Raw genomic sequence first — 13,363 nt, forward strand, 5'->3', positions numbered from 1 at the left:
GGCGCTCGCGCCGACGCGCGTTCCCGGCCCCGCAAACGACGAGGCCCCGGCCCGCGAACGCGGACCAGGGCCCCGGGATGCAGACGCCGGATGGCGGGAGCTACTTCTGCAGGCCGGCCGCCTTGGCGACCTCCTCGGCCAGGTTCTCCTGCTTCTTCTCCAGGCCCTCGCCCAGCACGAAGCGGGCGAAGCGGCGGATCTGGATGTTCTCGCCGATCTTCGCGACCGCGTCGGTGAGGACGTCCTGGATCTTCTTCTTGTCGTCCTTCACCCAGGCCTGCTCCATCAGGCAGAACTCCGAGTAGAACTTCTCCACCTTGCCGGTGGCGATCTTCTCGAGGATGGCCTCGGGCTTCTTCTGCTCGCGGGCCTGTGCCTTCGCGATCTCCAGCTCCTTGGCGACCACGTCGGCCGGGACCTCCTCGCGGCGGACCCAGCGCGGCGAGGCGGCCGCGACCTGCATGGCGATCTCCTTCACCAGGCCCTGGAAGCCCTCGGTGCGCGCCACGAAGTCGGTCTCGCAGTTCACCTCCACCAGGACGCCGATCTTGCCGCCCATGTGGATGTAGCTGGCGACGGCGCCCTCGGTCGCGGCGCGGCCGGTCTTCTTGGCCGCGGCGGAGAGCCCCTTCTTGCGGAGGACCTCCTCGGCCTTGGCGAGATCGCCGCCGGCCTCGGTGAGGGCCTTCTTGCAGTCCATCATCCCGGCCCCGGTCTTCTCCCGGAGCTCCTGCACCATCTTCGCGCTGATCTCGGCCACGAACCTTCTCCTGTCTGTGCTCCGTCTGTGCGGAAAACGATGGGGGCGGGCCTGGTGGGCCCGCCCCCGGAAACGAGCTCACCCCGCGCGGCGCGCGGGGCGGGGGCGGCTACTCCTTCGCGGGAGCGGCCTCGGGCGCGGCGGCCGGGGCGACCTCGCCCTTGCGCACCACCTCGACGTTCGCGCTGGCGGCGGCGCGGTCCTCGCGAGGCTCGCGGCGCTCGCGGGGCCCGCCGCGGCGGTCGCGGCGATCGCGGCGATCCTTGTGGCCGCGCTCGCTGGCCGCGTCGCGGTCCTCCTGCTCGCGGCGCTCGTCGTGGCCGCCGTGCTCGGCGACCCAGGCCGAGTAGCGCCCCTTGCCCTCGATGCAGGCCTCGGCGACCTTGCCGGTGAACAGGCGGATCGAGCGGATCGCGTCGTCGTTGCCCGGGATCACGTAGTCGATGCCCTCGGGATCGCAGTTCGTGTCCACCACCGCGACCACCGGGATGCCGAGGCGGTTCGCCTCGTGCACCGCGATGTGCTCCTTCTTCGTGTCGATCACGAAGAGCGCGGACGGCAGGCGGGACAGCTCCTTGATGCCGCCCAGGTTCTTCTCCAGCTTCTCGCGCTCGCGCTCGAGCTGGGCGACCTCCTTCTTCGGGAGCCGCTCGTAGGTGCCGTCGGCCGCCATCTTCTCGATGGTCTTGAGGCGGTCGATGCCCTGCTTCACGGTCTTGAAGTTGGTCAGCGTGCCGCCCAGCCAGCGGTTCGTGACGAAGAACTGGCCGGAGCGGGAGGCCTCCTCGCGGATCGCGTCCTGCGCCTGCTTCTTCGTGCCCACGAACAGCACCGAGCCTCCCTTCGCGACCGAGTCGGACACGAAGCGGAGCGCGTTGCGGGCCAGGCCGACCGTCTTCTGCAGGTCGATGATGTAGATGCCGTTGCGCGCGCCGAAGATGAACGGCTTCATCTTCGGGTTCCAGCGCTTGGTCTGGTGGCCGAAGTGGACGCCGGCCTCCAGCAGCGCCTTCATCGTGATGGCGGTGCCGCCCTGGCTGAGCGCGGCGGCCATCGTGTCGGGTGCGGGGGCGGCCGCCTCGGGGGCGGCCGGGGGCGGCACGGCGGCCGCGGGCTGCTGCTGCGTCTCCTGCGTTTCCATGGTCTTCTCCGGTTGTTCCGCCACCCCGCCTGGAGCGGCGCGCCGTACGCCCGCCGGACGCCGTGCGGGCCGTCTCGACGGAGCACCGGAGCGCGCCGATGCGGAGGGGTGTGTGAATTTGCTGCGTTTCGCCCTCGCGGGCGCCCGCCGCCAACCCAGGCGACGGGGAGCGGTCATCTAACACAGCGCGGGGCCCGATTCAAGCTCGGCACGGTCCATGCCGGGCGGGCGCGCGCTGCGGAAAAGCCCGGGGAGGACGGAGGCTTGCGGGCGGTCACCGCCGCGGCGGCGGGCCGGCGGGCCGCTTCCACCAGGTGAGCTCGATCCGCGCGCCGTCGTAGCCGCGCCAGGCGATCGGGCGGGGCGGCCGGCCGGGGCACGGATGGCGGGCGATCCGGGCGCCGAACGCGATCGCGGCGCCGCCGCAGTCCGGGCAGGCGAAGCGCGCCGCCAGGTCGGCCCGCTCCGCCTCGGTGAACGGCGCGTCCGGCCCGCCGGCGGCCCCGGGCGCGCCGGCGAGGGCGGGCGCGCGAAGCGCCGGGCCGAGCAGGCCGCGCGCGCGGTAGGCCTCCAGCTCGGCGATCTCCGCCGCCTCCCCGCCGAGCGCCCGGTCGGCGTCGGCGCGGGCGCCGGCCGCACAGGCCGGGCAGGCCGGGAAGCCGAGCGAGCGCACCGGGACGATGGCCACCGCGCCGTCCGGCTCCGCCCGCTCCCACTCCTCCCGCGCGTCGATCTCCACCGCCGGCACGCCGGCCGCGGCGAGCGCCGCCTCCTTCTCCACGTCCACGGCGTGCGTGACCAGGACCTCCAGGGCGAGCGCCGCCCGCCCGGCGCGCAGCACCAGCACGTCGGCGCGCAGCGGGCCGACCGCGCCCTCCGCGGCCGCGGCGTCCCCCTCCGCGGCGAGGTCGCGCGGCGCGAGGCGGCGGCAGGACGGGCAGCGCGCCAGCACGGTCACGGTGCGGCGGCGCCCGAACGCGTCGGCGCAGAGCGCCAGCAGCCGCTCCTTCGCGTCCAGGTGGAGCGCGGTCTCCGGCGCCGTGAGCGGGCAGGCGGAGCCGGGCGCGTGCGCGAAGTGGCGCGCCCGGACGCGCCCGAGGTGCGGGACGAGCGGCTCGCCGCAGCCGAGGCAGGTGAACGGCGCGAGCCGGCGGCGATCGGCGGGGTCGAGCCGGCCGGCGTTCACCTTCCGGCCGTCGCGATCGAGCGCCCAGGCCAGCAGCACGTCCCCCCGCGCGCCGGCGCGCACCGGCGCGCGCACCTTCCCCGCCGCGGCCGGATGGCCGGGGCGCGGGCGCGGGGAGGCGGGACGGCGGCGGGGCATGGACGGGAATCTAGCCGAGATCCTGCCGCGCCTCCCCTCCCGGGCTCCTGCGTGCGGCGCGCGCGCGCGGTAGGGATGGCGCGGCGGCGCGCTCCGCGCCGGACGATTCACGGAGGGAGAAGGCCATGGCACTCGAGGTCGGTCGGAAGGCGCCGGACTTCGCGCTGCCCGACGAGGACGGGAACGTGGTGAAGCTCTCGTCGTTCAAGGGCAAGCGCGTGGTGGTGTTCTTCTACCCGAAGGCCAACACGTCGGGTTGAACGCAGGAGGCCAGCGACTTCCGGGACGAAGTCGACGCGTTCACGAAGCAGAAGGTCGCGGTGGTGGGCATCTCGAAGGACGCGCCCGCCGCGCAGAAGAAGTGGAAGGAGAAGCTCGGGCTGCCGTTCCCGCTCCTCTCCGACGCCGACACGGCCGTGCAGCAGGCCTGGGGCGTCTGGAAGGAGAAGAACATGTACGGCAAGAAGGTCATGGGGACCGAGCGGACCACCGTCGTGATCGGGCCGGACGGCAAGGTCGAGAAGGTGTTCCCGAAGGTCAAGGTGGACGGGCACGTGGCCAGCGTGCTCGAGAGCCTGTAGATTCCGCGCGCCCGCGCCGCCTCCTTCCGTGCGCGGGAGGGAGGCGCCCGCGGGCGCACGCCATGACCCGGAAGCCCCACCCCCAGCGCCCGCCGCGCAACGACCTCGTGGACGCCCTGGTGCTCGAGGTGCACGGCCTCGTGCACGACCAGGGCTGGCTCGCCGACCGGGCGCTGGAGCGCGTGCTCCGGCGCGAGCGCGCGCTGTGGGCGAACGAGCGCCGCGCCGTCGCGGAGGCGGTCTACGGGATCCTGCGCGCGCAGGGGCAGCTCGACTTCCTGCTGGGCGGCAGCCCGCCGCTCGCCACCCGCTACGCCGCCTGGCTGGTGCGGGCGGCCGGGGTGGCGCCGGCCCAGGCCGCGGCGCGGCTCGGCGCGTCGCCGCGCGCGCTCGCCGGGCTGGCCGAGGCGGACGCGCGCGTCGCCGCCATCCCGGATCCGCTGGACCGCTTCGCGGTGGAGGCGTCGCTGCCGCGCTGGATCGCCGAGCGGCTCGTGTCGGAGCTGGGCGAGGCGGAGGCGCGCTCGCTCGCGGCGGTGCTGAACCGCCGGGCGCCGCTCACCGTCCGCGCGAACGCGCTCGCCGGCGATCGCGACGCGCTCCGGGCGGCGCTCGCCGCCGAGGGCGTGCCGGCGGAGCCGACCCGGTTCTCGCCCTGGGGGCTCACGCTCGACGGCCACCAGAACGCGTTCGCGCTGGAGGCGTTCCGCACCGGCGGGTTCGAGATCCAGGACGAGGGCAGCCAGCTCATCGCGCTCGCCTGCGGCGCGCGCCCGGGCCAGGTGGTGGTGGACGCCTGCGCCGGCGCCGGCGGCAAGTCGCTCGCGCTCGCCGCCGAGATGCACAACAAGGGCTCGCTCCACGCGCTCGACAGCGACGCGGGCCGGCTCGAGGACGCGCGCCGCCGCGCCCGCCGCGCCCACGTGCACAACCTCCGCACCCGCGTCGTCCCGGCCGGCCCCGAGGCGGAGGCGGCCGTGGCCGACCTCGCCGGCAAGGCGGACGTGGTGCTGGTGGACGCGCCCTGCAGCGGCCTCGGCACGCTGCGCCGCAAGCCCGACGCGCGCTGGCGGCTCCAGCCCGGCGACCCGGAGCGCTTCGCCGCGATCCAGCGGGAGCTGCTGGGCCGGTTCTCGCGCCTGGCGCGGCCCGGCGGGCGCGTGGTCTACGCCACCTGCGCCATGGGCCGGACCGAGAACGACGAGGTCGCCGACTACGCCGAGCGCGAGCTCGGCCTCGCGCCCGCGCCGCTGGCGCCGTTCCTGGGCGCGGAGCGGGCCCGCGCGCTCGGCGCCGGAGAGAGCCGCTGCGCGCTCTACCCGCACCGCCACGGGACGGACGGCTTCTTCTTCGCGGCGTTTGCGAAGCGCGCGTAGCCGGGGACCTCGCGCATGCCGGAGCTCCCCGAGGTCGAGATCGCGGCGCGGAACCTCCGCCGCTGGGCGGAGGGCCGCCGCGTCGAGGAGGTCGGCTGGGATCCCCGGGCGCGCCGGATCTTCCGCCCGGCGACGCCCGCCGCGTTCGCCCGCGCGCTGGAGGGCGCCCGGTTCGCCGGGATCCGGCGCATCGGCAAGCACCTGCTCGTCGCGCTCGAGCGCGGCGGCGCGCCGGTCGGGCTGCTCGCGCACCTCGGCATGACCGGCAAGTGGGTGCTCCGCGGCGCCGAAGAGCCGGCGCCGCGCCACGCGCGGGCCTGGCTGCGCCTGGACGGCGGCGGGGTGCTGCACTTCCAGGACTCGCGCCTGTTCGGGCGGCTGCGGACCGTGCCCGGCGCGCGCTTCGAGGACGTGCCGGAGGTCGCGGCGCTCGGCCCGGATCCGCTGGAGCACGGCATCGACCCGGCCGCGCTGGCCGGCGCGCTCGCGAAGAGCCGGCTGCCGGTGAAGGTCAAGCTCCTCGACCAGCGGCTCCTGCCCGGCGTCGGGAACATCCACGCCAGCGAGGCCTGCTTCCGGGCGCGCGTCGATCCGCGCCGGCCGTCGCGGGCGCTGTCGCGCGCCGAGGCGAAGGCGCTCGCCGCGGCCATCCTGGCCTCCTTCCGCATGACGCTCGACGCGGAGGACGGGCCGGAGATCACCTACGTCGAGGAGCCCGGGGCGGAGAACCCGTTCCTCGTGTACGCGCGCGAGGGCGAGCCCTGCCCGCGCTGCCGGAAGGGCGGCCGGACCTCGCCCATCGCGCGGGTGGTGCAGGCGCAGCGCTCCACCTTCTTCTGCCCCCGCTGCCAGCGGTAGACTGCGGGCGATGCGCCCCGAGGATCTCCCCCGCCTGTCCGTCGCCGAGCTGCGCGCCCGGCTGCTCGACCGCGGCGAGGCGCTGGGCGACGCGTGCGAGGCGGCGCTCGAGGCGGATCCGCGCGCCGGCGCGCGCGAGGTGCTGCGCCTCGTGCGCAAGCGACGCCGCGAGAACCGGGCCGAGGGCCAGCGGCTCCGCCACCTGCTCCGCTACGAGGCGGAGCTGTGGGAGCGGGGGCTCGTGCGCGTGGCCGGCGTCGACGAGGCCGGGATGGCCCCGCTGGCCGGGCCGGTGGTGGCGGGCGCCTGCGTGCTCCCCCTCGACTACCGGCCGCGCGGCATCGACGACTCGAAGCAGCTCGACCGCGCCGAGCGCGAGCGGCTGGCCGAGGACATCAAGCGGAACGCCGTCTGCTGGGCGGTGGCGCGGGCCGACGTGGAGGAGATCGATCGCCTGAACATCTACTGGGCGGGCATGCTCGCGCTGCGCCGCGCGGTGGACGGGCTGTCGGCGCGGCCGGAGCACCTGCTGGTGGACGCGCGCAAGCTGCCCGACCTCCCGTTCCCGCAGACGCCCATCGTGCACGGCGACGCGCTGTCGCTCACCATCGCCGCCGCCAGCATCCTCGCGAAGACCGCGCGCGACGCGCTCATGGCGGAGCTGGACCTCGTCCACCCCGGGTATGGGTTCGCGCGGCACAAGGGCTACCCCACCGCCGAGCACTTCGAGGCGCTCGGCCGGCTGGGCGCCTGCCCCATCCACCGGCGGTCGTTCACGCCGGTGCGCGTGGCGCTCGGCCTCGAGCCGGCCCAGGGCGACCTGTTCGCGCTGGCGGACGCGGCGGTCGCGGACGACGAGTGACCGCGGCGGGTGCGCGGCCGGCGGCGCGCGGCCGGAACTGTATTTGACGCAACCGCGGGTAATCGCTAGAACCAGCCCCGAGGACGAGCCCGACGGTGCAGGCGCGCTTCCCTCCTACCCGGGATTTCCCCCGGCGAGGGCGCCCCCCGATCCGGCGAACGCATGCACGAGCCATCCACGAAGAACGACCTTTTCCGTCCGGCGTACCCCGCAGAAGACCTCGAAGAGAACCGAGACCGCCGCCCGCCACCGGGCCTGGCGCTCGATCCCCCCGAAGCCCCGCCGCCGGAGCACCCGCCCGAGATCCCCGTCGATCGCCTGGACGGCGACGCGCTGAAGGTGATCGCCCGGCTGCGGCACATGCACCACCAGGCGTACCTGGTGGGCGGCTGCGTCCGCGATCTGCTGCTCGGCGCCACCCCCAAGGACTTCGACGTCGCGACCGACGCCCACCCCGGCGAGGTCCGCGCCATCTTCCGCAACTGCCGCCTCATCGGCCGCCGCTTCCGCCTGGCGCACGTGTACTTCCGCGCCGGCAAGGTCATCGAGGTCGCCACCTTCCGGAAGAACCCGACCGACGTCGCCGAGGACGTGGGCGAGGGCGAGGGCGACCTGCTCATCACCCGCGACAACGTGTTCGGCACCGCCGAGGAGGACTCGGTCCGCCGCGACTTCACGGTGAACGGGCTGTTCTACGACGTCGCCACCGGCGAGGTGATCGACTACGTGGGCGGGCGCGCCGACCTCGAGGCGCACCGGATCTCCACCATCGGCGATCCGGAGATCCGGATGCGCGAGGACCCGGTGCGCGCGCTGCGCGCGGTGCGGTTCGCGGCGCGGCTCGGGTTCACCATCGCGCCGGACACGTTCGAGGCGATGCGGCGGACCTCGGGCGAGCTTGCCCGCTGCGCGCCGGCCCGGGTGCTGGAGGAGACGTTCAAGCTGCTCCGCTGCGGGGGGTCGGCCCGCGCGTTCGAGCTGCTGCGCGCCTGCGGCGCCCTGCCGGTGATCCTGCCCGCGCTCGGCGCGGCGCTGGAGACCTGGGACGACGGGCGGCGCCGCGCGTTCTTCGCGCACCTCGCCGCGCTCGACCGGCTGGTCCGCTCCGGCGCGGAGGTCTCCGAGGCGGTGCTGCTCGGCGCGCTGCTCATGCACCTCGGCGCCGACGCGCCGCGCGCCGGCCGTGCGGACGCTGCGCGCGGGGACGAGGACGCCGGCGCTCCGCGCTGGGACGAGGCCGACGCGTTCCTCGCCTCGCTGGTGCAGACCGCCCGCCTCCCGCGCAAGGTGGCCGAGCGCATCCGGCTGGCGCTGCACGCGCAGCGGCAGCTCGAGGAGCCGGGCAAGCGCCGGCGCCGCCGCGGGCGCGGCCCCGCCGGCCAGACCTACTTCCAGGACGCGCTGCAGCTGCTCGAGATCCGCGTGCGCGCCACCGGCCGCGGGGCCGAGGTGCTGGAGCGGTGGTCGGCCGAGGCGCCGCACCCCCACGCGCCGTCGGAGCGCCCGGGCCGGGCCGGCCCGCGCGACGACCGCCACGAGCGCCGCGACCGCCGCGAGGGCTCCGCGACGCACGGCGCCGACCGCGACGAGGGCGCCGTGCGCGAGGTGGTGATCCCGACCGAGGCGGCCGAGGCCGCGGACGAGGCGGATCCGGAGGTCCGCGAGGTCGACTCCTCGGCCGCCGGCGAGGGCGGGGAGGGCGAGGCGTCGCAGGGCGGACGCCGCCGGCGCCGCCGCCGGGGCGGGAAGCGCCGCCGCCGCCGCGGGGCGGGCGCGTCGGGGCCGGACGGGGGCGCGCAGGTGCCGCCCGCCGAGGCTGGCGGGCAGGGGTGAGCGCGCGCGGGAATCCTCCGCAACACCGCCGCCTTGACCGACCCCACCGCACCCGGTACAACCCGCCGACCATGGCGAGCGAGAAAGCCTCCAACGCGAAGGCCCGTTACCAGCGCATCCTGCTCAAGCTCTCGGGCGAGGCGCTCATGGGGGACGGCAAGTACGGCATCTCGCCGAAGACCCTCACCTCCATCGCCCACGACGTGAAGGACGTGGTGGACCTCGGGGTCGAGGTCGCGCTCACCATCGGCGGCGGCAACATCTTCCGCGGCGTGTCGGGCGCGACCGAGGGGATGGACCGCTCCTCGGCCGACTACATGGGCATGCTCGCGACCGTCATCAACTCGATGGCGCTGCAGGACGCGCTCGAGAAGATCGGCGTGCCCACCCGCGTGCAGTCCGCGATCGAGATGCACCAGGTCGCCGAGCCGTACATCCGCCGCCGCGCCATCCGCCACCTGGAGAAGGGGCGGGTGGTGATCTTCGCCGCCGGCACCGGCAACCCGTACTTCACCACCGACACCGCCGCCTCGCTCCGCGCCATGGAGATCCACGCGGACGTGCTGCTCAAGGCGACCAAGGTGGACGGCGTCTACACCGACGACCCGAAGAAGAACCCGGCGGCGACCAAGTTCAAGCAGCTCAGCTACATCGACGTGCTGAAGAAGAACCTCAAGGTGATGGACTCCACCGCCATCAGCCTCTGCATGGACAACGACCTCCCCATCGTCGTGTTCGACCTCACCCAGCGCGGGAACGTGCGCAAGGTGGTGCTCGGCGAGGAGATCGGCACCACCGTCGGGCGCCCCAGCGCCAGGAACGCGTAGCCTCGGCAAGGAGACGGCCATGGGCACCATCGCAGACGACATCCTCGACGACCTGCACGGGCGCATCCTCAAGACGCTCGACCAGCTCCGGACCGAGCTCGCCGCGGTCCGCACCGGGCGCGCCTCGCTCCACCTGCTCGACAACGTCCGGGTGGACTACTACGGCACGCCCACCCCGCTGAACCAGGTGGCGACGCTGTCCGTGCCCGAGGCGCGGCTCATCGTGGTGAAGCCCTGGGAGAAGTCGATGATCCCGCCGATCGAGAAGGCGATCCGCGACGGGAACCTCGGCCTCAACCCCATGAGCGACAAGGACCTCGTCCGCGTCCCGATCCCCGCGCTCACCGAGGAGCGCCGCAAGGAGATCGTGAAGCAGGTGAAGCACAAGGGCGAGGAGCACAAGATCGCCGTCCGCAACGTGCGCCGCGAGGCGAAGGAGCTGATCGAGGTCGCGGAGAAGGACGGCGACATCTCGGGCGACGACGCCGAGAAGGCGCTCGAGAAGATGCAGAAGGAGACCGACGACGGCGTGAAGAAGATCGACGAGATCGTCGCCGCCAAGGAGAAGGACGTCCTCCAGGTCTGATGGGCGGCGCCGTGGCCCGCTCCCCCGCCGCGCTGCTCCTGCTCCTCGGCCCGCTGCTCGCGCTCGGCTTCGCCGCCGGCGCGGTCCGCGCGCTGGCCGCCCGCCCCGACCTCCCGCCCCGTCGCCGGCGGGCGCTCTCCGCCGCCTGGGTGCTCCTGCTCCTCGCCGGCACGCCGCTCTGGCTCGTGGCCGCGGCGCTGCTCGGCATCTGGTGAGCGGGGGCGGCCGGGTCGGCTAGAAGATCATCCCGGCCAGCGCGATCGCCCACAGCGCGTGGCCCATCCCGCCGAACATGGCGAGCCGCCGCGCCGGCGCGGTCGCGGCCGCGAGCTCGCCCGAGGCGACCGCCGCCTCCACCCGGCGCCACGCCGGCATGGAGGCGAACCCGACGACGAGCAGGCGCGCCAGGGTGGCGGCGAAGCCGACCAGGATGCCGGTGCGCGGGTGGCCGCCGTCGACGCCGATGAGCAGCACGCCGGTCACCAGCACGGCGACGCCGGCGTACAGGTCCAGCTTGAGCGCCGGGCGGGCGCGGGCCGCGAGCTGCTCCACGAACGGGCGGCCCAGGGCGACCGTGCGCTTCACGTCGCCCGGGACCCACAGCGCGGCGCCGATCCAGGTGGCGGCGGACAGGATGTGCAGGAAGACCAGCAGCTCTCTCACGATGGCGTTCTCCTCGCTGGCGCTGAACCTAGCGCGGGAGGGCGCCGCCGGCCGGTCCCAACCGGGACGTCGTCACCCTGCGTCGTCAACTGTCCGTGAAACAGCGACGGCCCGCACCCGCCCCGCGAGCGGGGGGGGGGCGCGGGCCGCCGGGCGCCGCGGAGGCGCCGGGACCGCTAGTCCCAGTAGCCGCCGACGCGGCCTTCCACGATGGTGAAGGTCTTGTCGTGGGTCACGCCGGCCGCGTCCGGGACCTCGACGATGCGCGCGAGCACGCCCGCCTCGACGAACGCGCCCAGGCCCATGACCCCGAGGCGCACGCCCAGCGCGCCGCCGTAGCCGATCTTGACCGGCTCCTCCACCAGCGAGTTCACGGTCATGATGCCGCGCAGGTAGACCGGGAACAGCGGCGGCGAGACCACCAGCATCGGGCGCAGGTCGATGTCGAACTTGGAGTCCTCGACGTCGCCGAGGTTCGCGACCGCGCCGAGCTCGAGCTTCAGCATGTCCGCGAAGCCGTAACCGGCGGTGAGCATCACGTTGGTCGGGATCCGCTCGGTGGGCGACGGATCGATCCGGGCGCCGCTGCCGACCGACAGCTCGAGCAGGCCGCCGGCGCGGGCGGCCGCCGGGGCGCCGAGGAGCGCGAGCGCGAGGACGGACCAGGCGAACTTCGTCATGAAGCCTCCTTCCGCGGCCGCGACGGCGGCCGATCGGGCGGCCGAGTGTATGCCGGGCCCGGCGCGCGACGAAGCGTCGCGCGCGGTGACGATGCGGGGGGAGGTGGGTGCGGCGCCGCCGCGGTGCGCGCGCGTCAGTAGCGGTAGCCCTGGGCGATGGGGAAGCGGCGCCCCTCGCCGAACGCCTTCTCGCTCACCTTCAGCACCGGCGCCGCCTGCCGGCGCTTGTACTCGCTCTGCACCACCATGCGCAGCACGCGCCGCACGATGGCCTCGTCGTGCCCGCGCGCCACGATGGCCTCGAGCGGCCGGCGCTCCTCCACGTACGCCTGCAGGATGTCGTCGAGCACGTCGTACGGCGGCAGCGAGTCCTGGTCGAGCTGGCCCGGCTTCAGCTCGGCCGAGGGCGGCTTGGTGAAGGTGCGCTCCGGCACGAGCGTCCGGCCGGCGCGCGCGTTCGCGGCGCGGGCCACCCGGTACACCAGCGTCTTCGGCACGTCGCCGATGGCGGCGAGGCCGCCGGCCATGTCGCCGTAGAGCGTGCAGTAGCCGACCGCGATCTCGCTCTTGTTGCCGGTGGTGAGCACCAGCGCGCCGGTGTCGTTCGAGATCGCCATCAGGATCTGGCCGCGGACGCGGGCCTGGACGTTCTGGTCGGCGAGGTCGCAGAGCGGCGGCGCCCCGTCGGCGGCGAGCGCCGCGAGGAAGGCGGCGTGCATCGGCTCGATGCCGATCTCGCGGAAGCGGACGCCGAGGTTGCGGGCCAGCTCGGCCGCGTCCTCGCGCGAGTGGCCGGAGCTGTAGCGGGAGGGCATCGCCACCCCGAGGACGTTCTCGGCGCCGAGCGCCTCGGCGGCGATGCAGGCGGTGAGCGCCGAGTCGATGCCGCCGGAGAGGCCCACCACCGCCTGCCGGAACCCGCACTTGCGCACGTAGTCGCGGACGCCCATCACCAGCGCCCGGAGCACCTCGTCCGCCTGCGCATCCGCGGGCGGGGGCGGGGGCGGCGGCAGCGGGCGGCCGTCGAGGCCCAGCGCGAGCGGCGCGCCGCCCTCGAGATCGCAGACCAGCACCGCCTCCTCGAACAGCGGCGCCCGTGCCAGCACCGCGCCGTCGCGCGCGAGGAGCATCGACCCGCCGTCGAACAGCAGGGCGTCGTTCCCGCCCACCTGGTTCACGTAGGCGATGGGCGCCCCGTGGTCCCGCGCGCTGGCGGACAGCATGCGCTCGCGGAGCGGCGCCTTGCCCATGGCGTAGGGCGAGGCGGAGACGTTCACCACCAGCCCGGCCCCGGCGCGCACCAGGTCGGCGATGGGATCGCGCGCGTAGCGCGGGCGCTCCCAGAAGCGCTGGTCGTTCCAGATGTCCTCGCAGACCGACAGCCCGAGCGGCACGCCCAGCCCCTCGGGCGCGGCGGCGGTGGTGGAGGCGCCGGCCGGGAGGAAGTAGCGGGTCTCGTCGAAGACGTCGTAGGTGGGCAGGAGCGACTTCCGCCCCACCGCCACCACCCGGCCGTCCGAGATCAGCGCGGCGGCGTTGTAGACGCCCGGCGGCGGCGCGCCGTCGGGCGCCTCCGGGAATCCCACCACCAGCGCGATGCCCTTCGACCAGGCGGCCGGGCGGGCGAGCTCCTCCAGCGCCTGCCGGGCGCGCTCGAGGAAGTCGGGCAGGTCGAGCAGGTCTCGCGGCGGGTAGCCGCACACCGTCAGCTCGGGGAAGACGGCGAGGGCGGCGCCGGCCTCCCGGGCGACCTCGGCGGCGGCCCGCACCCTGGCGGCGTTGCCGGCGAAGTCCCCCACCGTCGTGTTCACCTGCGCGAGCGCGATGCGTCCGGAACGGGCCATGGGAGAGGATGCTACATTAGGAGCCATC

General features: G+C 75.0%; 14 protein-coding genes. 8 read left to right on the top strand and 6 right to left on the bottom strand.

Annotated elements, in window-relative coordinates:
* Nucleotides 1–100: 100 nt before the first annotated feature.
* From tsf to A2CP1_RS01470, 3 genes are all read right to left on the bottom strand, one after another.
* Nucleotides 101–760, bottom strand: a complete 660-nt coding sequence (tsf, locus tag A2CP1_RS01460; RefSeq protein WP_012631710.1) for a translation elongation factor Ts — start codon at nucleotides 758–760, stop codon at nucleotides 101–103.
* A 109-nt stretch (nucleotides 761–869) separates the two neighbouring features.
* Entirely contained in the window at nucleotides 870–1,814 is a 945-nt protein-coding gene (gene rpsB / locus A2CP1_RS01465; RefSeq protein ID WP_012524361.1) for a 30S ribosomal protein S2, read from the bottom strand.
* A gap of 361 nt (nucleotides 1,815–2,175) precedes the next feature.
* A complete protein-coding gene (locus tag A2CP1_RS01470; RefSeq protein WP_012631712.1) occupies nucleotides 2,176–3,225 on the bottom strand; it encodes a competence protein CoiA family protein in 1,050 nt (349 codons plus the stop codon).
* Nucleotides 3,226–3,350: 125 nt separating this feature from the next.
* Here A2CP1_RS01470 and bcp point away from each other — a divergent pair, with 125 nt between their 5' ends.
* The 8 genes from bcp (at nucleotide 3,351) to A2CP1_RS01510 (ending at nucleotide 10,363) form a co-directional block, all read left to right on the top strand.
* Entirely contained in the window at nucleotides 3,351–3,806 is a 456-nt protein-coding gene (gene bcp / locus A2CP1_RS01475; RefSeq protein ID WP_012631713.1) for a thioredoxin-dependent thiol peroxidase, read from the top strand.
* Nucleotides 3,807–3,868: 62 nt separating this feature from the next.
* Nucleotides 3,869–5,182, top strand: a complete 1,314-nt coding sequence (locus A2CP1_RS01480; protein WP_012631714.1) for an RsmB/NOP family class I SAM-dependent RNA methyltransferase — start codon at nucleotides 3,869–3,871, stop codon at nucleotides 5,180–5,182.
* Nucleotides 5,183–5,197: 15 nt separating this feature from the next.
* Nucleotides 5,198–6,040: a bifunctional DNA-formamidopyrimidine glycosylase/DNA-(apurinic or apyrimidinic site) lyase gene (gene mutM / locus A2CP1_RS01485; protein ID WP_012631715.1), complete on the top strand. Its 843-nt coding sequence runs from the start codon at nucleotides 5,198–5,200 to the stop codon at nucleotides 6,038–6,040.
* A gap of 1 nt (nucleotide 6,041) precedes the next feature.
* The gene (locus A2CP1_RS01490; RefSeq protein WP_425358205.1) at nucleotides 6,042–6,902 is read left to right on the top strand and encodes a ribonuclease HII; all 861 of its coding nucleotides are present in this window, start codon (nucleotides 6,042–6,044) and stop codon (nucleotides 6,900–6,902) included.
* A 162-nt stretch (nucleotides 6,903–7,064) separates the two neighbouring features.
* Nucleotides 7,065–8,735, top strand: coding sequence for a polynucleotide adenylyltransferase PcnB (gene pcnB / locus A2CP1_RS01495; RefSeq protein WP_012631717.1), 1,671 nt, complete (start codon nucleotides 7,065–7,067; stop codon nucleotides 8,733–8,735).
* A gap of 71 nt (nucleotides 8,736–8,806) precedes the next feature.
* A complete protein-coding gene (gene pyrH / locus A2CP1_RS01500) occupies nucleotides 8,807–9,562 on the top strand; it encodes a UMP kinase (protein ID WP_012524368.1) in 756 nt (251 codons plus the stop codon).
* 19 nt (nucleotides 9,563–9,581) lie between these two features.
* On the top strand, nucleotides 9,582–10,148 hold the full coding sequence (frr, locus tag A2CP1_RS01505) for a ribosome recycling factor (protein ID WP_012631718.1): 567 nt from the start codon (nucleotides 9,582–9,584) through the stop codon (nucleotides 10,146–10,148).
* Nucleotides 10,149–10,159: 11 nt separating this feature from the next.
* The gene (locus tag A2CP1_RS01510) at nucleotides 10,160–10,363 is read left to right on the top strand and encodes a hypothetical protein (RefSeq protein ID WP_245529953.1); all 204 of its coding nucleotides are present in this window, start codon (nucleotides 10,160–10,162) and stop codon (nucleotides 10,361–10,363) included.
* Nucleotides 10,364–10,382: 19 nt separating this feature from the next.
* On the opposite strand, the gene A2CP1_RS01515 is transcribed toward A2CP1_RS01510, so the two are convergent.
* From A2CP1_RS01515 to A2CP1_RS01525, 3 genes are all read right to left on the bottom strand, one after another.
* Complete coding sequence (locus tag A2CP1_RS01515) at nucleotides 10,383–10,811, bottom strand: hypothetical protein (RefSeq protein ID WP_012631720.1); 429 nt, start codon at nucleotides 10,809–10,811, stop codon at nucleotides 10,383–10,385.
* A 176-nt stretch (nucleotides 10,812–10,987) separates the two neighbouring features.
* Nucleotides 10,988–11,491 (bottom strand): hypothetical protein, encoded by a 504-nt coding sequence (locus tag A2CP1_RS01520; RefSeq protein ID WP_012631721.1) that lies wholly within the window; start codon nucleotides 11,489–11,491, stop codon nucleotides 10,988–10,990.
* 134 nt (nucleotides 11,492–11,625) lie between these two features.
* A complete protein-coding gene (locus A2CP1_RS01525; protein WP_012631722.1) occupies nucleotides 11,626–13,335 on the bottom strand; it encodes an NAD+ synthase in 1,710 nt (569 codons plus the stop codon).
* Between the last annotated feature and the right edge of the window lie 28 nt (nucleotides 13,336–13,363).

The organism is Anaeromyxobacter dehalogenans 2CP-1, assembly GCF_000022145.1.
GTDB lineage: Bacteria > Myxococcota > Myxococcia > Myxococcales > Anaeromyxobacteraceae > Anaeromyxobacter > Anaeromyxobacter dehalogenans.

Coding starts and splice junctions, on each gene's coding strand:
- A2CP1_RS01525 (WP_012631722.1), bottom strand. CDS start 13,335: ATGGCCCGTTCCGGACGCATCGCGCTCGCGCAGGTGAACACGACGGTG.
- mutM (WP_012631715.1), top strand. CDS start 5,198: ATGCCGGAGCTCCCCGAGGTCGAGATCGCGGCGCGGAACCTCCGCCGC.
- rpsB (WP_012524361.1), bottom strand. CDS start 1,814: ATGGCCGCCGCGCTCAGCCAGGGCGGCACCGCCATCACGATGAAGGCG.
- pcnB (WP_012631717.1), top strand. CDS start 7,065: ATGCACGAGCCATCCACGAAGAACGACCTTTTCCGTCCGGCGTACCCC.
- frr (WP_012631718.1), top strand. CDS start 9,582: ATGGGCACCATCGCAGACGACATCCTCGACGACCTGCACGGGCGCATC.
- A2CP1_RS01520 (WP_012631721.1), bottom strand. CDS start 11,491: ATGACGAAGTTCGCCTGGTCCGTCCTCGCGCTCGCGCTCCTCGGCGCC.
- pyrH (WP_012524368.1), top strand. CDS start 8,807: ATGGCGAGCGAGAAAGCCTCCAACGCGAAGGCCCGTTACCAGCGCATC.
- A2CP1_RS01480 (WP_012631714.1), top strand. CDS start 3,869: ATGACCCGGAAGCCCCACCCCCAGCGCCCGCCGCGCAACGACCTCGTG.
- A2CP1_RS01470 (WP_012631712.1), bottom strand. CDS start 3,225: ATGCCCCGCCGCCGTCCCGCCTCCCCGCGCCCGCGCCCCGGCCATCCG.